This is a genomic window from Paenibacillus sp. p3-SID867 (assembly GCF_025142895.1).
Classification (GTDB): Bacteria; Bacillota; Bacilli; order Paenibacillales; family Paenibacillaceae; genus Paenibacillus_AQ.
In genome coordinates, this window is record NZ_JAMBDM010000005.1 from 23,517 (window position 1) to 46,591 (window position 23,075).

At 52.6% G+C, this 23,075-nt stretch carries 18 protein-coding genes; 8 read left to right on the forward strand and 10 right to left on the reverse strand.

What is annotated here, in order from left to right; all coding sequences use genetic code 11:
* Positions 1–5: 5 nt before the first annotated feature.
* Positions 6–1,313, reverse strand: a complete 1,308-nt coding sequence (locus M4D81_RS11885) for an aspartate aminotransferase family protein (RefSeq protein WP_260066450.1) — start codon at positions 1,311–1,313, stop codon at positions 6–8.
* 109 nt (positions 1,314–1,422) lie between these two features.
* Positions 1,423–3,402 (reverse strand): peptidase U32 family protein, encoded by a 1,980-nt coding sequence (locus M4D81_RS11890; protein ID WP_260066451.1) that lies wholly within the window; start codon positions 3,400–3,402, stop codon positions 1,423–1,425.
* Positions 3,403–3,642: 240 nt separating this feature from the next.
* Here M4D81_RS11890 and M4D81_RS11895 point away from each other — a divergent pair, with 240 nt between their 5' ends.
* The 4 genes from M4D81_RS11895 to M4D81_RS11910 all read left to right on the forward strand — a co-directional run bounded on the left by M4D81_RS11895 (position 3,643) and on the right by M4D81_RS11910 (position 7,624).
* Positions 3,643–4,227 (forward strand): TetR/AcrR family transcriptional regulator, encoded by a 585-nt coding sequence (locus tag M4D81_RS11895; protein ID WP_071222179.1) that lies wholly within the window; start codon positions 3,643–3,645, stop codon positions 4,225–4,227.
* Positions 4,228–4,568: 341 nt separating this feature from the next.
* Positions 4,569–5,516, forward strand: coding sequence for a helix-turn-helix domain-containing protein (locus tag M4D81_RS11900; protein WP_071222180.1), 948 nt, complete (start codon positions 4,569–4,571; stop codon positions 5,514–5,516).
* Between the two features lie 151 nt (positions 5,517–5,667).
* Positions 5,668–6,750 (forward strand): Gfo/Idh/MocA family protein, encoded by a 1,083-nt coding sequence (locus M4D81_RS11905; protein ID WP_071222181.1) that lies wholly within the window; start codon positions 5,668–5,670, stop codon positions 6,748–6,750.
* A 34-nt stretch (positions 6,751–6,784) separates the two neighbouring features.
* The gene (locus tag M4D81_RS11910; protein ID WP_260066452.1) at positions 6,785–7,624 is read left to right on the forward strand and encodes a Gfo/Idh/MocA family protein; all 840 of its coding nucleotides are present in this window, start codon (positions 6,785–6,787) and stop codon (positions 7,622–7,624) included.
* A 115-nt stretch (positions 7,625–7,739) separates the two neighbouring features.
* Here M4D81_RS11910 and M4D81_RS11915 read toward each other — a convergent pair whose 3' ends face one another.
* From M4D81_RS11915 to M4D81_RS11945, 7 genes are all read right to left on the reverse strand, one after another.
* Entirely contained in the window at positions 7,740–8,474 is a 735-nt protein-coding gene (locus M4D81_RS11915; RefSeq protein ID WP_071222183.1) for an ABC transporter permease, read from the reverse strand.
* Position 8,475: 1 nt separating this feature from the next.
* Positions 8,476–9,192, reverse strand: a complete 717-nt coding sequence (locus tag M4D81_RS11920) for an ABC transporter permease (protein ID WP_071222184.1) — start codon at positions 9,190–9,192, stop codon at positions 8,476–8,478.
* Entirely contained in the window at positions 9,189–10,109 is a 921-nt protein-coding gene (locus M4D81_RS11925) for an ABC transporter ATP-binding protein (RefSeq protein ID WP_397376687.1), read from the reverse strand. The genes M4D81_RS11920 and M4D81_RS11925 overlap by 4 nt, the downstream gene beginning before the upstream one ends.
* 181 nt (positions 10,110–10,290) lie before the next feature.
* Positions 10,291–10,452, reverse strand: a complete 162-nt coding sequence (locus tag M4D81_RS11930; protein WP_260066454.1) for a hypothetical protein — start codon at positions 10,450–10,452, stop codon at positions 10,291–10,293.
* A gap of 339 nt (positions 10,453–10,791) precedes the next feature.
* A complete protein-coding gene (locus M4D81_RS11935; protein WP_260066456.1) occupies positions 10,792–12,180 on the reverse strand; it encodes a sensor histidine kinase in 1,389 nt (462 codons plus the stop codon).
* Positions 12,177–12,851 carry a response regulator transcription factor gene (locus M4D81_RS11940; protein WP_071222186.1) on the reverse strand — a complete coding sequence of 225 codons (675 nt, stop codon included), beginning with the start codon at positions 12,849–12,851 and terminating at the stop codon, positions 12,177–12,179. The genes M4D81_RS11935 and M4D81_RS11940 overlap by 4 nt, the downstream gene beginning before the upstream one ends.
* A 159-nt stretch (positions 12,852–13,010) precedes the next feature.
* Positions 13,011–13,952, reverse strand: coding sequence for a helix-turn-helix transcriptional regulator (locus tag M4D81_RS11945; protein WP_260066459.1), 942 nt, complete (start codon positions 13,950–13,952; stop codon positions 13,011–13,013).
* 99 nt (positions 13,953–14,051) lie between these two features.
* Here M4D81_RS11945 and M4D81_RS11950 point away from each other — a divergent pair, with 99 nt between their 5' ends.
* A complete protein-coding gene (locus M4D81_RS11950) occupies positions 14,052–16,319 on the forward strand; it encodes an ATP-binding cassette domain-containing protein (protein WP_260066461.1) in 2,268 nt (755 codons plus the stop codon).
* A gap of 119 nt (positions 16,320–16,438) precedes the next feature.
* Here the strand turns inward: M4D81_RS11950 and M4D81_RS11955 are convergent, their stop codons facing one another.
* Positions 16,439–18,133, reverse strand: a complete 1,695-nt coding sequence (locus M4D81_RS11955) for an alpha-amylase family glycosyl hydrolase (RefSeq protein WP_260066887.1) — start codon at positions 18,131–18,133, stop codon at positions 16,439–16,441.
* Between the two features lie 610 nt (positions 18,134–18,743).
* On the opposite strand from M4D81_RS11955, the gene M4D81_RS11960 reads away from it, so the two are divergent.
* The 3 genes from M4D81_RS11960 (at position 18,744) to M4D81_RS11970 (ending at position 22,943) form a co-directional block, all read left to right on the forward strand.
* Complete coding sequence (locus M4D81_RS11960) at positions 18,744–19,778, forward strand: LacI family DNA-binding transcriptional regulator (RefSeq protein ID WP_071222189.1); 1,035 nt, start codon at positions 18,744–18,746, stop codon at positions 19,776–19,778.
* A gap of 120 nt (positions 19,779–19,898) precedes the next feature.
* Positions 19,899–20,549 carry a beta-phosphoglucomutase gene (pgmB, locus tag M4D81_RS11965; RefSeq protein ID WP_260066462.1) on the forward strand — a complete coding sequence of 217 codons (651 nt, stop codon included), beginning with the start codon at positions 19,899–19,901 and terminating at the stop codon, positions 20,547–20,549.
* Between the two features lie 90 nt (positions 20,550–20,639).
* Complete coding sequence (locus tag M4D81_RS11970; RefSeq protein WP_260066464.1) at positions 20,640–22,943, forward strand: glycoside hydrolase family 65 protein; 2,304 nt, start codon at positions 20,640–20,642, stop codon at positions 22,941–22,943.
* Positions 22,944–23,075: the final 132 nt, after the last annotated feature.

Consider the following 23,075-nt stretch of genomic DNA (forward strand, 5'->3'; position numbering starts at 1 on the left):
CAACCTCATTCGTTTACGAATTGGGATAACCCAGCCAGCACCTTGTCCAGCGCGCTGAGCATGGCCTCGATATCTTCCTCCGGAATCATCATGGCCGGCTGGAAAGCCAGCACGTTTCGGCCCACCCCATTTTTGCCGATAATAAATCCTTCTTCCTTCATGCGCTCCAGAATGATATCCGTCCATGCTGCGCTTTCCTCTTCGGTCGCTGCACGGATTTCGGACCCGGCCATAAAGCCCTTGCCTCGGACATCGGCGATAAACTCATATCGGCCTTGCAGCTCCCTCAAACCTTCGATGAGCCGCCCGCCAACGCGCCGGGAACGCTCAACCAGGCCCTGCTGTTCGATGTAATCCAAGACGGCAAGCGCCGTGGCGGATGATACCGGGTTGCCGCCAAAGGTCGAGGCGGAAGGCCGATCCAGACTGGCGGCAATCTCGTCCGTCGTGGAAAAGGCGCCGATCGGCACGCCATTGCCTAGTGCCTTGGCCATGGTAAGAATATCAGGCACGATGCCGTAATGCTCGATCGCGAACATGCGTCCCGTGCGGCCGCAGCCCGTCTGAATTTCGTCGGCAATCAGGAGAATGCCGTGCTCCTCCAGCATCGCCTTCAGCTCACGGAAATACCAATCCGGCGGCACGATCATTCCCCCGTTGCCTTGGATCGGTTCCACGATCATGGCTGCGAAGGTATCTCCCTTCGCAGCGAGCACACTCGCCAACGCATCCAGGGAACGGCGAGCGGCAGCATCCTGATCCATGGCAGGATCATAGGGACGCGGAATAAACGTAGCCACTTCCTGGTCCAGGAAATCATCGGCACGCCACATCGGGATGCCGGTCACGTTCATGGTCAGGAAGGTGCGGCCATGAAGACCGTATTCCAGCGCCAGAAAATGGCGGCGTTTCGTGTGCAGACGGGCGACAAGCAGCGCGCCTTCATTCGCTTCGGAGCCGCTGTTTACGAAGAACGTTCGCTTTAGGTTGCCAGGCAAAACGCCGTTTGCCAACCGCTCCGCCAAATCTACCATCGGCTGGGTAAGGTAAATGGTTGACGTATGCTGCAGCGTCTGCAGCTGTTCGACCGTTCTTGCCGTAATGGCTTCATTGCAGTGGCCGCAGGCGACAACCGACACCCCCGTAAAGAAGTCGACATACGCTTTGCCATCATGCCCGTAAAGTTTATGCATCTTGCCGCTGATGATCTGGGGCGGCTCTTTATAGAAATTGGCCGTGCAAGGGTAGCCGTATTCCCGACGCTTTGTCACGATAGCTTCCGGACCGATATACGTCTGATCTGCATGCCTCATGGATATTCACCTCTTTGAATTGTTCTCTTTTTTCCCATGTTCCGTGAAAATACGTCAAACGGATGACTCAATATCTGGTTAATCCTCATACTCCGTTTCGAAGCTCATCTCATACTTCCGTCAGCTCAAGCTGCATGGCATGACCGAATTGGAGCGAACCCAGTGTATAACCGGCATAGATCGGTGTCATGTCTTGATACAGCCTGCCGCATGAATCCAGGTTCAGGGCAGCTTGACGATATATCCGCACCAGACCGCGAAGCTGCTCCGTCGTATACGTCTTGCCTTCAATGCGGAAGTGATTCACGCCCGCTTCGTGCAGCTCCTTCAAGAACGGCATGAAGCAAAGCTCTTTTGCCAGTGCCAAGTGGTTACGCCCTGCGGCATCCCGGTATACGGGGTTCTCCCCTTTATCCGTAAGCAGTACGAGATGTCGGTTATCCACGAACCGGTTATCCTCTTCAGCTATGGGCTCAAACTCTGCCGCATTGGCGTACAGGTCATGCTCCAGATACATGACGATGGGCGATCCGTGGACGATGACCTCGAGGGGAATCTCCGGATGACGCAGCAATTTCGTCAAATCATGGAGCTGAAGCTCAAGGGACGGCATGATTCTGGATATGCCAAAATGCTTCTGATAAAACGAAGCCGCCATATGGTTGTATATATTCAGGCTGAAATCGGCAATCATCGGCAGCCCTAGGGATTGAAACTTGTGCATAGCACCGATATTGGAGGCAAGCAAGCCATCCAGGCCGTAAAACTTATGCTGTTTCCCCTCGGCGAGGAAATGATGGTACTGCTCCATATGCAGCTCATTCATCATGCGCGGCATGCCAAGAATCATTTCGGCATTCCCTTTATCTGCCGTCAAAGCTTCGATATCCTCACGGCTGAAAGGACGATCCGACTGGAACACGTCGCCTGTCAGGTAAATGACGTCCGCCCCTTCTTCTATTGCCGCGCGGGCCTGCTCCACCGAGTTGACATGCACCGTAATTTGCGGAATCGACGCGCAAGGCTGCTCCCGCTTCGCATGACGAAGCGATTCCTTCACCTGGAGCACCCGCTCCTCCTTCATCTCGCGTTCCGCGGTAGGCGTGCTGAACACCTTCCCCGTACTGTAAAACTTGCCTGTTCCCTCATAACGGCGATTGATGAACGCTAGTCCCGGCTTGTCAAAGGCATAAGCGGTCGTGAAATCGCGCTTCCGGTTTTTATGCAGCGTATCCGCCCCGTCTTCGCGGTTAAAGCCCAGCGGATCCTCAATGTAACGATCTATGGCATCTCCGTAAGAATTAACGACCATCAGCAGAAATTCTATGTCTCTCATGCGTCCTTCAATTTTAAAGCTGGTAATGCCAGACTTGATCAGCTCCGGAATATGCTCGTACATATACATATCTTTCGCCGCAAGCGGATACTCGGTAGGATAGAGGTAGCCGTCTTTTTTCACCCGATAATCCCAGCGGCAGGGCTTCATGCATCGTCCCCGGTTGGAGCTGTTGCCGAACAGCATGGAGCTGTACAGGCAGTTAGCGCCGTGAACGGTGCACATATCGCCGTGCACAAAATACTCGAACTCCATTCCGCTCCTAGTGTGCAGCACCTCCGCCGTCTTCAGGTCCATCTCCCGGGAAGCCACGATGCGGGAAACGCCCAATGCTTTTACGGCATCAATCATCTCCAGATTGTGCACATTCATCATGACCGAGGAGTGAACCGGAATATGGGTATAGTTCATCTCCTGAATCAGAGGAAATACGGCCAGATCCTGTGCGATAATGGCATCTGGACCAATCTCGTTCAAAAAGGCGAAATAACGCTTCGCTTCCTCCAGATCCTCCTCATCCATCAGGTTGTTCACTGTAATGTAGGCACGTTTACCACGCTCATGGGCCAACTGGACGGCTTCCTTGACTTCCTCATAACTTAAGTTATAGCCCTTGCGCATCATGCGCATGTTCAAGGATGGTCCCCCGAAATATACGGCATCGCAGTTTGCGTCAATGACGGTTTTGAATATCTCGAATGTTCCGGCAGGAGCCAACAGTTCCACTTCTTTACCGTTAAAATAACGAGCCATCGTCCGTTCCTCCTCATCCGCAAAGTTATTTTTTTTGATTGTAACATAATTCACAATCATTATTAGTGAATTAATTCACAGTAAAATTCACAATGCGCTTCCAGCTCCGAGAAGCAACTTATGATCCGCTTCTGTTTTAATATTGACCAATCATTCATTCAATACTAAAATAAATCTCATCAAGTTCTGTAAATGATTGAAGATTGATTAGGTATTCTTTCGTGAAGGAATGAAGATTTTATGCCACGCTCACCCAGCGAGAACGAACGCATACGCCAGATGGCGAAAGAGAAAATTTTGGAAGCCGCCATGGATTTGTTTATCCATCAGGGCTACCATGCCACTTCCATTAGTGATGTAGCCAAGCAAGCCGGCATTTCCAAAGGGCTGCTCTATAACTATTTTTCAGGCAAGGAAGGACTGCTTGCCGCTATGGTCGAGGAGCGAATCGCAGGCGTTGCCGAAGTCATAGAGAATGCCGCTTCGCTCCAAGCACCTGCAGATCAGCTGAAGTATATTTTGGAGCAAGCCATCGACAACGTCGATCGGCAGCCGGAAGTATTCCGTTTTTACTTGCATCTTCAAACCCAGCCCGAAGCGGATCAAGAGCTGTTTCCCTACAGCAAGCGTCTTGTGGAAGAGGCTGCACGGCAATTTGAGATTCAGTGCCGCATATTCGAAAGCCTCGGGGTTCCCGAGCCGCGCAAGCGCTCCCTGTACTTTTCTTCTACCCTGCAGGGCATCATGCTGATGATATCCACCTATCCCCAGCACTTCCCCATTGAAGAAGTGAAGGAGCAGATGCTGAAGGAGTTTTGCCCGTAACGAAAAAAGAGCCGAGGTTTACCTGTGCTTCAGGTTTCCTCGGCTCTTTGCTGTACGAAACTTGATCTTCGCACGCTTAAAGGGGATTGATCTTTAGTTATTTTGAATCACGCCATCAACGGGAAACATCTATGGAAGGTCTCACTTTCTAGATCAGGCCCCTCGCCTAGCCAAAAGAATGCACTTGTTCACTCTTTATTAAGGGCATCCTCATCCCATCGATCAATGGACATGATGCGCATGAACAGCTCACTTTTTTCTGCTTTTTCTCTTCCTTCATGTCCTTAATCAGTTATGCTATGAATAACAGGATCGAAACGTACGTGAGGAGGAAAAAAACGATGGCTATTCACTGGCTGGAACCGGATATCGCCGAATGCACCCGAAGAGGAATCGCCTACTTTACGTCGGAGCTGGAGATGGCGAATGGCCTGCCCTGCAAAATGTACCGCATTACCGAAAAGTTCGGGAGTTTGTCCGATCATATGCACGATTATCTGCAGATCTGGTATGTCAGCAAAGGCGAATTCATCCATACGCTCTATGGGCAAAAATACCGGATGGTCCAGGGCAATATATTCGTGCTCCCTCCTTACAGCGTTCATCGCGTGGAGATGGTTCCCGGGAAAGAACTGGAGGTGCTGGGTTGCGAATTCATGCCGGCCTTCATTAACGAACGATTGGAGGGTATGCCGGCTGAGCCGCAGCTGTTCGACCTTTCCTTTATCAAGCCTTTTGTCACGACCGAAGACCGCGTCCCGCTCAAAATCACCTTAACCGGCGGCAGCGACCTCGCCGTAAAGGAGCTCCTGACCGAAATGCTGAACGAGTTCGGAGGCCGGGGCCCATTCTTCGATATTCTGCTGAAGGCCAATCTGCTGAAGCTGCTCGCCATCGTGAACCGCGAGCATGCCGAGCAAGGCAAGCATACAGCGGTAGCCGCGGGCAGCGCCCCATACCGTGAGCCTATTATGGAATCCGTTCAATATATTCACGACCATTACGACCAACCTCTATGGCTGGAGGATCTCTGTGCGCGGACGATGATGTCCCGGACGAACTTTTGCCGACGATTCAAGGAAGTGACCGGCTGGACCTTCAGCCAGTACTTGGCCAACTATCGGATACGGATGGCCATGCGGCTGCTGACGGAGCCCGAGCTTACGGTAACCGATGTATGCTTCAAGGTCGGGTTTAACGAGCTTCCCTACTTCTGCCGCACTTTCAAGAAATATACGGGAACGACTCCTGCCTACTATAAAAAGAACGCTTTTAAAACCGTGGATTAACACCCCCGGTACGATAATCCAATAAATAAACACGATAGTGAAATCGATCGGTTCGTTCACATGCTATACTCGTGGCAAGCAATAACGAAGAATCAAGCGACAGGCTTATGTTTTCACAGCATCATCAATCCACGATTTTGGAGGAGAACCGATGAACAAAATTACAATTGCCGTGATTGGCTGCGGCACGATTGCAAACAGTGCCCATATTCCCGCCTACATGGCCAACGAAGATGCCGAGATCAAATATTTCTGCGATATCGTGAAGGATCGGGCCGATGCCGCCGTCGCGAAATACGAATGCGGCCAAGCCATCGAAGATTACAACCAGATCCTGAACGACCCTGAGGTCGACGCGGTATCGATCTGTACGCCGAATGACGTTCATGCTTCCATTGCCATCGATTGCTTGCGGGCAGGTAAGCATGTATTATGCGAAAAACCGGCAGCCCGCACCTACGCGGAAGCGCTGGAAATGCAGAAGGTTCAGCACGAAACGGGCAAAACGCTCAATATCGGGGTGGTCAACCGTTACAATGAAAGCGTAAACAGAATCAGAAAAATGATCCAAAACGGCGATCTTGGCGAGCTGTATCACGTATATGCCAGCTTCCGTTCCCACCGCTCGATCCCGGGTCTCGGCGGCGCCTTCACGACCAAAGCCATTGCCGGCGGCGGCGCGCTGATCGATTGGGGCGTTCACTTCCTCGATGTCGTGATGTACTGCACGGGCGATCCGAAGCCGAAGACCGTCTCCGGGCAGGCCTACTGCAAGCTGGGCAAGGACATGGAGAATTACACCTTCCTCAAAATGTGGGCAGGTCCGCCGAAATATGACGGCACGTATGACGTTGACGATTTTGTCACGGCTCTTGTCCGCACCGAAGGCCCGACCATTTCCTTGAACGGCGCTTGGGCGCAAAATATCGGCGCTGAAGAAATGTTCATCGACTTCCTCGGCGACAAAGGCGGCATCCGGCTGAAGTACGGCGCTGACTTCACCTTCTATACAACGGAGGATGGCGCATTGATTGAAACCACGCCGAAGTTCAATCTCGGCAGCATGTTCCAGAATGAGATCGACGGGTTCATCCGCTGCATTCAAACCGGGGAGAAGCAGCCTTCGCACATCGATACGGTCATCCTCTCCTCCCAGATCATCCAGGCGATTTACGACTCGTCCGACCAAGGCGCGGAGGTTTCGCTGCAGCCCGTTGCCCAGAACAGCTTATAACCTATAGTTCGAACGCCAGGGAGGCCCTTTTATCATGAAAAAAATCGGATTCATCGACCTGCATCTGGACCAATTCCATGCGAATAAATATCCCGGTTGGATTGAACAGGCATCGGAACATGCCATGAAGGTCGTGTACGCCTACGGCAAAAGAGACAAAGAAAACGGGCTCACGAACGCTGCCTGGAGCCAGGAGTTTGGCATTGAGCTGCTGCCCACAGTCGAAGAGGTGGTGGAGCGCAGCGATTACCTGATCGTGCTGTCCCCGGATAACCCGGAATTCCATGAGGAGCTGTCCCAGCTTCCGCTGCAATCCGGCAAGCCGACCTATATCGATAAAACGTTCGCGCCTGACCGCGAAACGGCTATCCGCCTGTTCGATCTTGCGGCAAAGCACGGAACGCCGATGTATTCGACGTCCGCCCTGCGTTTTGCCAGCGAATACCGTGAGCTGGACCGAAGCGATATCCAAACGATCAGCAGCTGGGGACCGGGTGCCTTCGCCAATTATTCGATCCATCAAATCGAGCCGATCGTCAGCCTGATGGGGACCAGTCCGAAGCGGGTGATGTATATCGGTACGCCTGACTCCCCTGCCCTGCTGATCGATTTCGGGAACGGACGACAGGCCACCGTAAATCATCTTGGCGATAATTGTCCATTTACCTTGGGCATTAAGAATGGCGACGGGGGCTTCAAGCAAGTCACCGCCAATTCGAATTTTTTCAACTTGTTCATCGAGAATCTGGTGAATTTCTTCGAAACGGGCGAGCCTGCCGTCAACCCGGCAGAAACGGTCGCCGTCATCACGATGATCGAGTATGGATTCAAGGCCGCTGACACCCCTTATGAGTGGGTGGACTTGCCTCAATAGCGAAATCAAGAGTTCGTTACACATTAGGAAAACAAAAAAGAGCTGCCCCAACAGGCCAAAAGGGCCCGGGGCAGCTCTTTGTCATGCATTAACCGGTTTTTCCGGTTCTGAATGCTTACACCTCTTTCCGCTGAAAATAGATGAAGCCTGCAAGAAAGAACAGTAGAAACCCGCCAACCACGACGGTCATGAGGCTTTCGAACGGCAGGTTGAATGCGCCGAAATCGGCTTGACCCGCCGGCATCATCGCCAGAAACGGCTGCGTCCACGGATAGTATGGGGCATACGTCTGCGAGTTGGCTACCAGCATGTTCGGTATGGTAAAAACAACGTTCAATGCCAGCGGAGCGGCAAAACTGCTCCAGGCCGTGGAGACTCCAAGCTGCAGCGCGGCAAGCGGCAAGCAAGCAACCCAACCGCCAAGCAGGCAACGCAGCAGCATTTCCCACGGAATCGGAGCATCCACCTTGTGGATCAAACCGGCTCCCAGCACGGCTCCCATGAACAGTAACTGGACGACGGCCAGCAGCATGGCTACCACCGAGAACTTCGCAAAATAGACGGTGCCGCGTGAAACCGGCAGGACAAGCAGCTGCTTCCATCCCCCGCCCGAATGCTCATACCGACACACCATGGCACTAAAAATCCCCGTCAGAATCGGGAGCAGCAGCATCGCATGCAGGATGATCATAATGCTGATCAAATACTCCCATGGCGCAAGCTCCTCAGGCTTTCCATTTAATATGCCAAGCAGCATGACCAGAATCGCACACAAGAAGATTTGCGGCCATAGCTTCGATTTCGACAGTTTTAGCCACTCTGCGGACACCGCTCTTCTATAGGATGTCATCTTAGTCCACATCCTTTCGGTTAAAATGAATCAGGCCAACGCACGTTATGACCGCGCCCAGCAGCAAACCCGCTCCGATGACCTTGACTTCGCCCGGCCCCATATAAGCCAGCAGCGGCCACTTTAGCGGCATCCAATCGGGGAATTGCAGGGCAAACATCGATACGACAGAGGCGGTAATCCCAATTCCGACCGCAATCCCCTGGTTCTTGAGTGTCAATGAGAGCCACAGCTGAAAAGCCAGCATGGGAAGTGCCGCAAATAGCTGTACAAAGCCAATGCGCAGCAGATCCATATACGGCATTTGCTCTGCCCCCATCCCCAGTATGATGCCGAGCACGGCGGTACTGATCGACAGAAGGAGACAGGATACGCAGAGAATGAGGAAGGCCTGTACGAACTTGGCGCTGAATACCGCCGTTCTGGATATAGGCAATGCCAGCAGCTGTTTCCACGAGCTCAGCTGATGCTCCACGTTGGCCATTAGCGAGCAGACCAGTGTGATTCCAAGAAAGAGGGCAATCGGTACAAAAAACAGCACGTTCTCCAGCAGCCCGCCCCAAGGATCTGCCGCGTAGGATTTCATCAGGTAATCATAGCGAAGTCCGAAGTTCAGCCCTTGCATCGCTGCCAGCCCGATGGGACCGAGCGCAGCGAGAAACCAAATGCCCTTGCCCCGGATTTTCAGCCAATCGGCGGAAAGCGCACGGAACATCATACCCGGCTTCCCTCCCCTACGATCTGCATGAAAATATCCTCGAGCGACCTCCGCTGCTCTTCCACCCGGTACACCGCGTGCTGATTCTCCACGAGCCGCTTCACGAGCAGCGCAATCTTCGCGTCCTGCATGCTTTCCAGCTCCAGCATCTGATTACGCAGGACTCCTTCGCAGCCCAGGTCCAGTGCCAAGCCGAGTGCTAACTCCGGCTCGGATACCGATAAACGGAAACCGCTGGAAGCCGTGGATACCAGATTATCGATCGTATCCTGGAACACCATCCTTCCTTCACGGATAATGCCGACTTTGTCCGCCATCTGCTCGACCTCGCCCAGCAGGTGACTGGATACCAGCACGGTAATGCCGTATTGGCGCGGCATATTCTTGATCAGCTCCCGGATTTCATGTATGCCGGACGGATCCAGGCCGTTGGTCGGCTCATCCAGAATGAGCAGCTCCGGATTGTTCAGCAGGGCAGCCGCGATGCCAAGACGCTGCTTCATCCCAAGCGAGTATCCCTTGACCGGGCGCTTGGCCTCCTTCGTCAAGGAGACGATCTCCAGCACTTCCGAGATGCGGGACTTCGGCCCGCCGGTGATCCGGCGAATCGCTTCCAGATTCTCAACGGCCGTCAAATGGCCGTAATACGAAGGATACTCCACGAGCGATCCGGTCCGGCGCAAAATGTCCATTTTTTCACTTTTCAAATCCTTGCCGAACAAATGAATCGCGCCGCGAGTCGGTTGAATGAGTCCGAGCAGCATGCGGATGGTCGTTGTTTTCCCGGCGCCGTTCGGTCCAAGGAAGCCATAAATGTCGCCGCGTGCGATCTCCAGGTTCAAACCTACGACTGCTGCGCGCTTTTTGTATATTTTATATAAGCCTTTCGTTTGAATGACGAGTTCCGTCACGTTCATCACCTCAGGTAATATCCTACCTGTCCAAGGTTAAATGCCGGTCGGCCTCAAGTTTAAATTTACTTTAAAAAAGCTGGCAGGCTATCCAAACGGTTTCGGAGTGGCTGCCACCATCGTGGGAATTTTCGTGGATCTCTGTCGCTGGAGCTTCGTGCAGATAGGAATGACTTCGTGAAAAGAGCTAGAGTAGCTTCGCGCAGCTAAGGCCGCTCCGGTGCCGGATCGTTCTCCCGATCGCTGTTAAATCCAGGAAACTGGAATTTGCCCAAGGGTGGTTTCCCGGATTTAAAGGCGACCGCTTCGCTTCTCCAGCAACGATTCCGTCCCCTCCGCTGGTGTACACGTAGAAGTTCACCGTTTAAACTTGAGAGTACAATCATCGTACCTTAAACCAAAAATGCCTACCCCGTCACTTTTTAAATCACATAGGGTCGACAGCCATTCCAAGATTGCCTCAGAACACGCACGCTTAGGTATATTCCGCAACCAAAAAAGGAACCGGCAAATTCCGGTTCCTTCTCATATATCCGACGGTTCGAAATAACTTTCTAAAAACTACTTGGATGGTTTAAATCCTTCACATACTAGCCTTACTGCTCGTAACTGAGGTAGGTTACTTGAATTGCATATAACTCCCGCTAGAAACGATCTCGCTCTTCGCCAGCATGCACTCCCTGATTCCTCACCGCTTCCAGATGCTGATCCTCGTTCCCTCATCCGAGCTTACCACATGGCATCCAAGCCCCATTTCCCTTGTCAGGTGATCCACGATGGCCAGGCCGATACCTGTGCCCTTGTTGCCGGAGTCGCTTTCGATTCCAGGTCCGTGATCCGAAATGACAAGCACGCCCTCAAGCCCTTCTCTCTCCTCGGTATGTATTCCGATGTACTGCCCGGATTTGGCGTGGCGGACGACATTTTGAAACAGATTATCAAGAAGTCGTCTGAACCACAGCACGTCCACGTTCCAGCTGAGCGGCTCGTCGCGCACCTGGATATCGGGTTCGATTCCCTCCTTCTCCCACACGGGATACCAGGCCGCCGCGCTTTCCTTGACGATTCGCAGAACGTCGGTTGGCTCCATGCTCAGCTGCACTCTGCCGCTGGTGAGCAGGTTGTAGGACAACAGGTTGTCGATCAGACCGCCTAAATCCGCGATTTTCGATTCAATGAGTGTCAGCGATTCTTTCCCCTTCGGGCTCAGCGGCTCCCGTTCCATGGAGAAAATATGGCTTCGAATCACCGTCAGGGGGGTTCTCAGATCATGAGACAGATTGGCGATCAGGGATTTGCGCAGCTCTTCTTCCTCGCGCTGGCGGCGTTGCCCCTCTTCCAACTGGATGACCATATCGTTATAGCCCTCTTCCAGCTGCCCAATCTCGTCATACTTGGTTAACGTAACCGGCTGCGGTATGCCCGTCACCGTATGGGACGACTTCATAGCAGTACGAAGCCGCAGCAGCCGCTTGCGAATACGCACGAAGAACAGCCAGGAGACCAGAATGAACAGGCCGGACATCGATGCCGTGAACACCCCGTACAGCGCCGTTTCGCTCGCAATGGGCTGCTGGACATTCAGGTATTTTCTCGGCAGCTGCATGACCATGAATCCTTCTCCCGATCCCTCTCCCCCGATAAAAGCCACGGAAGTGAACGGGTCGCTATCCCTGGAGTTTTTCATAAATTGCACGGTATAGAGCGCGCTCCATACCTCGGGCAGGTTAGGCTGCACCGGCAGCTGCAGCCTGGTCTCATTGCCGCCATCCACCCAGAACATGGAGATCTCCGGATACTCCTGCCGTATCGAATTCAGCTTCTGCTTAATGGCCTCCGGTGAAGCTCCGCTTAATCCGGCTGCTTCCTCGTGCCACATTCTCTCTAACGCGGCACCGCTGGTATATTTTCCTGCAGGGGTCGGCGGACGGTCCGAGAAGGTATCGTTCACGAACCAGTAAAAAATCGACGCTAACGGAAACATGATCGGCATGAAGATCATCGCCATCAAAATCAACAGCAAATACCGGTTGGTCAGTGAATTGCGGAACCTTCCCTGCTTCTTTCTCCATCTCATGCTCTCACCCGATAACCAAGCCCGCGGACCGTCTCAATAATCTCCGGGTTGGCGGGATCCCGCTCCAGCTTCTCGCGCAGATACCGGATATGGACCATCAGCGTCTTATCCCCTTCGATATATGACTCTCCCCAGACCGACTCATATATTTGCTCCTTGGTCATGACACGCCCCTGGTGCTGGAGCAGGTACATGAAAATTTGATGCTGTTTACCGGTCAGCAGCGTCTCCTCGCCGGTATCCTCGTTCACAATCCGATTCTCGGCTTCGTATACCGATAAGTGCTTCACTCTCATGGGCTCCGCGGATTTGACGACGGATCGACGCAGAAGCACCTCGAGACGGGCAGCCAGCTCGTCCGGGTGGAAGGGCTTCGTCAAGTAATCATCGGCGAACTCAAGCCCCTGCAGCTTATCGTCAATGGAGGTTCGAGCCGACAGCATCAGGATGGGAAGTCCGGGATAAGCCTTTTTGAGACGCTGCCCGACTGTAAAGCCGTCTAGTCCTGGAAGCATAACATCCAGAACAACGACCGCACACGAAGCTGCTTCCCCTACGGCCTTCTCTCCGCTGAGCAGCCACCGCACCTCATACCCCTTGTCCTTGAGAAACTCACTGACCCATCCGCCGATCTCCCGGTCATCCTCGATATATAGAATGCATGCGCTCATGATCCATCTTCCTTTCTCGTGCAAATAATCATATCCCCTTAGAAGGAGCTCCTTAGATCCTTCAAGCCAAAAAAAAGACTCCCTTATCTATGTAGGTATACATTGATCCATCATTTGTCATTGTATCATGGGATACCCGGCGTGCAGGCATCTGATTCGCTAATCCGGCAATCCGTAATGCAAGCTCAGCTGCCTTGCCTTTTCCCTCAGCATATTAACGATCTCCGGAGGTTCAATGACTTTCGCTTCCGTACCCAGACGCAGGAAGATTTGAGCGACATACTCAAGATCATTGCGATCGATGGTTGTATCCACAATGCCCCGGTGCTCATCTTGCATGGCTACCTCGTTCTCCAGCCACGGAATGCTCTCGCACTGTCTCGCCCCTTCCCTAGTCAGCTCTGCATACAATCGAACCGGCTCCCGAATGGGGTAATCCTCGAGCCATTCTTGCATGCTAATGTCCGCCTCATAGGTGTTATCGGTCAGTGCTAAGGATTCCATTCGGTCCATGCGGAACAGGCGCACCCCTTCCTTCCCATGCTCCACCGCGGGCATATACCATAAACCATCCTGGGCATAAACGCCGATCGGCAGCACTTCCCGGTCTCTCGTGCCCGATTTGGAACGATAGCTGATCCGTATAGCCCGCTGATGAAGAGCGGCTTCAATGACGTCTTTTAGATAAGGGGACCCTGCGGTTCTGCTTGGACTCCAGAATGTCAGCACCGATTCCAGGCGGCTGATCATCATTTTGGTATCCTTCGGAAATCCGGCCAGCAGCTTGCGGGAGGCAGAGCCGATATTCAGCTCAAACGGCAACGAGGTATAACGCTTCAAGGCTTGAAAAGCAAAAAATATAGCAAACACTTCATCTTCATCGAACAGGATCGGCGGAAGAACGCGGCTCTTCAATGTACGGTATCCCCCGTGCCGCCCTTGCTCCGTATATAAGGGAACGCCCATGTCGCTGATCTCGGTTAGATACCGGTGCGCCGTGCGAACGGAAACGCCGAATTCATCGGCCACTTCCTGAGCGGTAAAGCTCCTTTTGGCATTGACATACATGATGACATCCATAAGCTGTTTCGCTTTTGACATAATACCCACCTCACACGTTATAACTAGACAATAATTGTCATGTTTATAAGATATGCTATTGCTGTGTCCAGGTCAAAACGATACAAGAAAGGAGCCCTCATGATGTGCAACCCTATGGAACAGGCCATCAAGGTTAATGGTGCCCGCAACAAAAACCTGCGTAACGTGAGCCTCTCGATCCCCAAAAAACAAATCACGGTGTTCACCGGTGTGTCCGGTTCCGGCAAATCCGCCATGGTCTTCGATACGATTGCCGCGGAATCCCAGCGTCAGCTGAATGAGACGTATTCCAGCTTTATCCGCCATCGCCTCCCCCATTACGGACAGCCGGAGGTGGATTCGGTTGAAAACCTGTCGGTGGCCATCGTCGTCAATCAGAAAAGAATCGGCGGCAATGCCCGTTCAACCGTGGGAACCATCACCGATATCCATTCCTTGCTACGCTTGTTATTCTCCCGAATAGGCCGGCCCTTTGTCGGATATTCGGACGTCTTTTCCTTTAACAACCCTCAAGGCATGTGCCCCCATTGTGAGGGACTGGGCAAAGTGAACAGCTTTCGGATCGAGAACTTGATCGACAAGGAGAAATCGCTGAACGAAGGCCCCATCCGGTTCCCAACGTTCCGCCCGGGGGAGTTCCGCTGGAAGCGTTATGTCGCCACAGGCCTGTTTGATAATGATAAGAAACTGAAGGATTACACCGAGGAAGAATGGGACACGCTGCTGTACAAAACCGGTTTTAAACCACCCAACCCAACGGAGGAATGGCCGCCCACCTCGTATTATGAAGGCATTATTCCCCGGTTGGAGCGGACGTTCCTGAGCAAGGATTCACGGGATGCGAGGACGTACAGGGAAGCTATTGATCAAGTGGTGGCTGAGACTGCCTGCCCGTTATGCCATGGCGGGAGACTGAATCAGGAGGTGCTCTCCTGCAAAATCAACGGCACATCCATCGCCGACTGTGCACGGATGCAGGTCAATGAGCTGATCGCTTTTTTGCAGACGATCGAGGATCCTGCGGCAGCAACCGTCGTGGGAACCTGCATCACTCGGCTGGAGCAGCTGCTTCTGGTCGGGATCGGTTACCTGACGATGGACCGGGAAACCGCAACACTGTCCGGAGGCGAGTCCCAGCGCATCAAAATGGTGCGCCAGCTGGGGAGCAGCTTGACGGATTTAACGTATATTTTTGACGAGCCCAGCATTGGCCTGCATCCGCACGATGTGCATAACATGAACCGCCTGCTGCAACAGCTTCGGGATAAGGGAAATACAGTCATCATCGTGGAGCATGATCCGGACGTCATCCGGATTGCCGATCATATTGTAGATATGGGGCCGCGAGCAGGCAGCGCCGGCGGTACGATCGTGTATGAGGGGGACCCGGAAGGGTTGCGGCACGCCAACACCCTGACAGGTAAATATCTCAGTCAACGCGCCCGCTTAAAGTCCGCGGTCCGGGAGCCGGCCGGATGGCTGCGCATCAAAGACGCCTCCCTTCACAATCTGAAGCAGGTATCCGTGAGCATTCCGGCCGGGGTGCTGACCGTGGTAACAGGCGTTGCCGGGTCAGGCAAAAGCACGCTCATTAACCAGGTGCTGCCGGACGTTTATCCGGAGGCCATCATTATTAACCAGGATATGATCCAGGCGTCCAACCGCTCCAATATCGCGACGTTTACTGGCATTTTTGATGCCATCCGCAAGCTGTTCGCCGACGAGAATCGGGTAAGTCCATCCCTGTTCAGCTTTAATGCCAAGGGGGCTTGTCCGGTGTGTAACGGCTCCGGCACGATTACGATGGATCTGGCTTTTATGGACAGCCTGGTTACGGTTTGCGAAGCCTGCCGGGGCCGCCGCTTTCATGATGACGTTCTGGGCTATCAACTTCGCGGTAAAAACATCAGTGACGTGCTCGCCATGACCACCGACGAAGCGCTGGATTATTTCACGGAACAGGGTATCGTGGCATCGCTTCAGCGCATACAGCATGTTGGACTGGGTTACTTGACGCTCGGCCAGCCCTTAAGCACGCTATCGGGAGGGGAACGGCAGCGGGTAAAGCTGGCAGCAGAGCTTGATAAGCAAGGTGAAATTTATGTGCTCGATGAACCTTCGACTGGCCTTCACCTTTCCGACTGTGAGCGGCTTATGTCCATCATCAACCGACTTGTCGCTCAGAACAGCACGGTCATTGTGATTGAGCATAACCTGGATATCATCAGCCAAGCGGATTGGATTATTGACATGGGACCCGGCGCGGGACATGACGGCGGGAATGTCCTGTTCTCCGGCAAACCGGCCGATCTGCTGAATAACCCGCATTCCCTAACAGCCAGATATTTACGGCAGTTTCAAGGCTAGACATCTAGGCCTTCCAGGCTCATGCGAAGGCATCCTAAACGGCAAAAAGACCGAGAGTACCCCTCCTTCCAAGGGAGCTCGCGGTCTTTTTGTGTTCCATTCAATAGAGAAGCAGCTGCCTACTCTAATATGACGGTTGTATAAGGAGGCAATGTTAAGCCTTTGCCGTCTAATGCCGCTCTATCATCCGTTGTTTTCGACAAGGATTGGAATGGTGATTCCCCGCTCTTTGCTGCCAAATCGACCGTCTGCTCTTCGCTTGACAGGTTATGGACAACAAGGGCTTTGTTGTCTTGGGAACGGCGGATATAAGCCATCACCTGCCCATTGCCGGAAGCAAAGGATTCAATCGTTCCGCTGTTCAGCGCAGGCACATCATTCCGCCAGCGGATCAGCGTGCGGTAACGGGACAGCAGAGAATCCGGATCTCCCGCCTGCTGCTCCACACCCTGCACCTGATCGCCGCGGTTATGCTTAAGCGGCTCCCAGGTTGTCTGCCCCTTATCGCTGCCCGTATTGGACCAGATCATCGGTTCGCGGATTTGTTCGTCCGGCTTCGCTCCCTTCATCCCGATCTCTTCTCCGTAATAAATAAACGGATTGCCCGGCATGGTCAGCAGAATGCCGGCGGCCATCTTGGCGTGGTTCTTATCGTCCTTCAGCTGCGACATGACACGGTTCATGTCATGATTCGTCAAGAACGCGGCATCCGTAAACTTGCCGCCTGATACTTGGCTGAACAAACCATACATCCGCTCCAGGGTGAAGGCCAGATTGTTATCCTTTTCATTCATCGCGGCACCGATGATGCTCTCGCCCAGGCTAAAGTTGAACCCGGAATCAAACGCGTTATCCAGATACGGCGCAATGACCGCAGCGGAATTATCCCAAATCTCCCCGACAATATAAGCGTCCGGATTCACCTCATTCATGCTCGCGCGGAATTCCTGCCACCATGCTGTATTCTTAGCCGTTGTCGCTTCGCCTTTATCGGACATCAGATCCTCATAAATATGTTTGGCTGCATCGATCCGGAATCCGTCGACGCCGAGCTCCAGCCAGAACTTCCCGATATCCTTCATCTCCTCGCGGACCTTGGGGTGATCGAAGTTCAGGTCTGGCATCCCGCCCCAGAACGTGCCCATGTAATGGGCCCCATTGATCTCATGCCATGGCGAGTCGCTGCCTGCGGCGCTGGCTCCTGAAGGAGTCCTACCTTGATCCTCGGCCCATATGTACCAATCGCGGGTTGCCGAAGCCTTGTCTTTTGCAGCCTGCTGAAACCAGGCATGCTCCGTGCTTGTGTGATTAACTACCAAATCCATAATAATCTTGATTCCGCGCTTATCCGCTTCGGCAAGCAGCGTCTTAAAGTCATCAAGGGTTCCGTAGTCCGGGTGGATGGAACGATAGTTGGTCACATCATAGCCGTGATAGCTCGGCGAAGGATTAATCGGCATCAGCCAAATCCCCGTCACGCCAAGATCCTCTGAAGTCTCCGGATTTCCGTCATTCAGATAATCCAGCTTCTCAATGACGCCTTGTAAGTCACCGATCCCATCCCCATCGGAATCATAGAATGAGCGTACAAAGATCTCATAATAGACGTCGGAGGGCTGCTCATCCACCTCCGCTGTCTCCATTGCTTCGGGCGCTTTCGGATCCGGCTGTTTTGTTTCCGGGGCTGCCGGCGGCTTAGCCTCCTCTTGCGATGGAGCCGCTGTGCCGCTGCAGCCTGCCAGCAGACTTCCCGTAAGCGCAAAGACAGCGAGCCATATAGGCAGAGCCCTGCATTTTCCCCAAGTAGAACGCATCACGTTGTTTACCTCCTGTTCATTGCGGCAGCTGAAATTCATCCAGTTGCTGCACTTCTCTATTCAAAAGGGTCCCTACAACAATCTTAGAATAGCGCAAACGTTTGTATTCAATTTCATGATTTTTTTTCCAGTAAAACGGTTACATTTCGTGGTCCAACTTAAAATTCATCTTCTTTCGTAGATGACGACTCGTTTTTATCCATCCATATCATAACTTACTTCTTGGTTTTGTTAAATCGTTTGCACAACGCCGTTTTAAGTTGTTTTCCGGGTTTTTCTGACTATAATACCGCACTTTCTCCCATTTTCTAATCCTTTCTTCTTTTTTGATGTATTTGTGAAATATTTGCGCTGGACTGACTTGGATACGTATTTACAAGCCTATCGATTAACGTTAATATAGCAGTGTGAAACCGTTTAACAAACCGGATCAATATGGCTTTAAATCAATAGGTATCATGTATACACAGGGCCTGACAGACCCACAATTAAATAAAGAAGAACGGTCCGCGATTAGCGGAAGTTACTCTTCTGAAATTAGAGAGAACTCCAGTAGTCGCTTTCTTATTTTCAAAAAAACGCAAACGGTTCCACTGGAGGTCCTATTATGTCTGTAACGATTAAAGATGTCGCAAAACGAGCGGGCGTATCCCCCTCCACCGTCTCACGGGTGCTTTCCAATCATCCTAGGATCAGCCGCGAAACCTCGCGGAAAGTGAAAGAGATCATGGAGGAAATGGGCTACCATCCCAATATTATGGCCAAGAGCCTGGTTTCCAAAACGACGGAAAGCATATGCGTGATTCTGCCGAAACCTGCGGAAGAATTGTTCCTCAACTTATTCTTCATGGAACTGATCCGCGGGATCGTCACCCAAGCGAACCGCTCCGGATACGACGTCGTTCTCAGTTCGGGCGGCAACGAGAAGGAAGAAGTCGAGGCCGTATCCCGGCTGCTTAACGGTCGCCGCGTCGACGGCGCCATTTTGCTGTACTCCAGGCAGGACGATCAGGTTGTCGATTTTCTCAAGTCCAACAACTATCCGTTCGTGCTTGTCGGCCGGAGCGAGAAATACCCGGATCTGTTATCCGTCGATACCGATAATGTGCAGGCTGCCTATGATGCAACCAAGCATCTGATCTCCCTTGGACATCAACGGATCGGCTTTGTCAGCGGCCCGCCTAACCTGATCGTCTCTCAGGACAGGATGAAAGGCTATGGCAAAGCGCTTGCCGATGCCGGTCTGGAGATGAGAAAAGAATGGATTGTCGAAGGCGAGTTCCTTCAGGAGAGCGGCTATCGCGCCATGTCCTTTTTCATGAACTTGCCTGAACGTCCGACGGCGCTTGTTATTGTTGACGATATTGTATCCTTCGGCGTGCTGAGAGGACTGCACGAGCTGGGGTATAAGGTTCCCGAAGATGTGTCCATTATCAGTTTCAATAACATCTCATTGACCGAACTATCGACCCCGCCGCTGAGCAGTGTGGACATCGGTATTTACAACCTGGGTTACACCGCTTCGCAAGCGCTGATCCAGACCATTCGTAACGATGACAACACGATACTACCGCACCGCTATATCATTCCGCACCGGTTGATGATCCGCGAATCCTCGATGTTTTCGCTGCCGAAATCATAAGGTTTGGATAAGCATGGCGGAATACACGAAGTATTATCAAAATAAAGAAGCATCGTGGTGCTTCCTTTATTTTTGCAGCTTGGTTCAAACGTTTGCACTAATTCATTAAGGAGGATGATCATGTCAAACCTAACCGCTTGTTTATTTGATCTTGACGGCGTGCTGGTGGATACCGCCAAGTATCACTACATTGCCTGGAAGCGTCTTGCCGGAGAGCTGGGCTTTGAATTTACGGAGCAGGACAATGAACGCCTGAAGGGGGTAAGCCGCATGGCTTCCCTCGATATTCTGCTTGAGGTTGGCGGAATCACGCTCGATGAAGACGCGAAGCTGGCGCTAGCCGAGAAGAAGAATGCTTGGTATGTCGAGTATATTTCCAACATGGACGAATCCGAGATTTTGCCTGGAGCCCGCGAATTTATCCAAGCGCTGAAGGACCGCGGCATCAAGGTTGCGCTGGGCTCCGCCAGCAAGAACGCGATGCTGATCCTCAACAATACCGGCCTGACTCCCTACTTCGACGCTATCATCGATGGAACGAAGACTGCCCAAGCGAAACCGGATCCCGAGGTATTTACGCTGGGAGCCCGAGAGCTTGGCGCCCGGCCTGACGACTGCGTCGTATTCGAGGATGCAGAGGCCGGCATCGAAGCCGCCATCCGCGCGGGAATGCGGAGCGTCGGCATCGGATCGCCTGAAACCTTGGGGCGCGCCAACATCGTTCTTCCCTCCCTGGAAGGATTTACGGTGGATCGTCTGCTGGAGTTGTAAGCGAATTGCGACACATGCTTACGGCATCCGGTAGTTTCATCCCATATAGATCTGCAACCATTTTTCCTAAAAACAAAGGAGCCGATGATTGTGAAACAATATTTAAAGCTTGATGAATGGTCAATTATTGAGGAGGGCTTTGATCCTCACACGCATGAGATCTCGGAGAGTATCTTCAGTATCGGTAACGGATTTATGGGCCAGCGCGCCAACTTCGAGGAATCCTACAGCGGTTCCTCCCTGCAAGGCAGTTATATGGCCGGCGTGTATTATCCGGATAAAACCCGTGTAGGCTGGTGGAAGAACGGTTATCCCGAATATTTTGCCAAAGTGCTGAACAGCACCAACTGGATTGGCATCGGCATTGAAATCGACGGGACGCCGCTTGATCTGGCCAAATGCACGGTGAAGGATTTTGTGCGCGAGCTGAATATGAAAGAAGGCTTCCTCTCCCGCAGCTTTATCGCCGTCATGGAAAACGGCAAGGAGCTCAAGGTTGAAGCTGTCCGTTTTGTCAGCATTGTTCGCCACGAGATCGGCGCCATTCGATATGCCGTAACTCCGCTTAATTTTGCTGGAGAGCTTACGGTCACGCCTTATCTCGATGGCGATGTGAAGAACAAAGACTCCAACTATGACGAGAAGTTCTGGCTGGAGGTATTCAAGGAAGCTGCGCAAGGCTCGGCCGCATTGACCGTAAAGACCAAGAAACTCGATTTTCATGTGACCTCCGTCATGTCATATAGCATTCTTAAGAACGGCGCGAAGCTGGATCTTCAGGCCGAACTGGTGGAAAAAGAGAAGTATGCGGCCAACCGCGTAAATGTATCCGTGTCCGAAGGTGAAGCCATCACCATCTATAAATATGTAGCCAACGTCACATCCCGCAATCATGGATTCGGCGAATTGGTGGATGCTGCACGTGCTGTGCTGGAGCCGGCGGTCGAAACCGGATTTGAGATGCTGCTGAAGGAGCAGGCGGATGCGTGGGGCGACAAATGGAAGGAAAGCGATATCGTCATTGAAGGGGATGTGGCGGCCCAGCAAGCGATCCGCTTCAACATCTTCCAGCTGAACCAAACCTACAGCGGCGAAGACGACCGTCTGAACATCGGGCCGAAGGGCTTCACCGGGGAAAAATACGGCGGCAGCACCTACTGGGATACCGAGGCTTATTGCCTGCCGTTCTACCTGAGCACCGCGGACGCCAGCATTTCGCGCAACCTGCTGATCTATCGTTATAAACACCTGGAAAAAGCGAAGGAAAACGCCAAGAAGCTCGGCTTTACCAAAGGCGCCCTCTATCCTATGGTGACGATGAACGGCGAGGAGTGCCATAACGAGTGGGAAATTACGTTTGAAGAAATCCATCGTAACGGCGCGATTGCCTATGCCATCTATAACTATGTAAACTATACCGGGGACTTCTCTTACCTCGGCCAATACGGCCTGGAAGTGCTCGTCGAAATTTCCCGCTTCTGGGAAGAGCGCGTGAATTACGTGCCGGCGAAGGATCAGTATATGATGCTCGGGGTCACCGGTCCGAACGAGTACGAGAACAACGTCAACAACAACTGGTATACTAACCGCATTGCCAGCTGGACGATGGAATACACGCTTGACGTGCTCGAATATTTGAAAGAGAACGAGAATTCCCGCTATGCCGAGCTTACGGCGAAGCTGGGGCTGCAGGATGTCGAAACGACCAAATGGCAGGATATCATCAGCAAAATGTACTACCCGGTCAATGAGGAGCTCGGCGTATTCCTGCAGCAGGACGGATTCCTCAACAAGGAGCTTGTCCCTGTGAAAGAATTGGATCCAGCCCACCTGCCCCTGAATCAGAACTGGTCCTGGGACCGCATTCTGCGCTCGGTGTACATTAAGCAGGCTGACGTGCTGCAAGGATTGTTCTTCCTTGGCGACCAGTACGACTTGGCTACGAAAAAACGCAACTTCGACTTCTATGAACCGTTCACGGTGCATGAGTCCTCTCTCTCGCCTTGCGTACACTCCATTCTCGCGTGCGAGCTTGGGTACCAGGAGAAGGCGTACGAGATGTACCTTCGTACAGCTCGCCTGGATCTGGACAACTACAACAACGATACCGAGGACGGCTGTCATACAACCAGTATGGCGGGAACCTGGATGTCCGTTGTGCATGGCTTCGGCGGCTTGCGCGTGAAGGACGGCGTATTGCATTTGAATCCATTCATTCCAGGTCACTGGTCTTCCTTCTCCTTCAAGGTGATGTTCCGCGGTTCCCGCCTGAAGGTCAACGTCAAAGGCAAGGAAACCATCATCGTCAACGAAACGGATACGCCGGCTGTCCTGAACGTGAATGGTAAGGAGTACAGCATCGACGGATTTGGAGAGGTCCAAGCCGCAAGATAACAGGCATACGTCTAATAAAAACTACCGAGTTATATAAAAACAAGAGCCCTGGAGAACATTCCAGGGCTCTTGTTTTTACAGAAAACGGGCTCCTTCAGGCAGCATTGCTCCTTCTTAAAGGGCCCGTTTTCA